Annotated in this window: 1 protein-coding gene; it reads left to right on the top strand. The window is 40.2% G+C overall.

Annotated elements, in window-relative coordinates; translation table 11 throughout:
* A partial coding sequence (locus tag AAEZ06_RS27765; RefSeq protein ID WP_350617369.1) for a hypothetical protein occupies positions 1 to 256 on the top strand: 256 nt, incomplete at both ends.

Below are 256 nucleotides of genomic sequence, written 5' to 3'. Positions count from 1 at the left end.
ATCACCAACTGCGCTACCAGCACTACCACTATTGGCAATTATGTTTGTTGGCATGACGCTAAGTTATGTCTTTCAACGCTTGGCTTACAAGTATGATGATAAAAACAATACATTGATAGAATACTGGTTAGACAACAGCGTGTTTGGTCATAAAGCCATGCGAGGACAAGACTATTATCTGATAAATCCGTTTCAGTCAAAGTCGCCTTTCAATAGTTTGGAGCAAGACATTAGTGGCTTTATCACGGCTTGTACC

The organism is Pseudomonas sp. HY7a-MNA-CIBAN-0227 (assembly GCF_040310325.1).
Classification (GTDB): Bacteria; Pseudomonadota; Gammaproteobacteria; order Pseudomonadales; family Pseudomonadaceae; genus Aquipseudomonas.
Note: the sequence above shows the minus strand (reverse complement) of the source record. Positions and strands in the feature narration are given on the sequence as shown.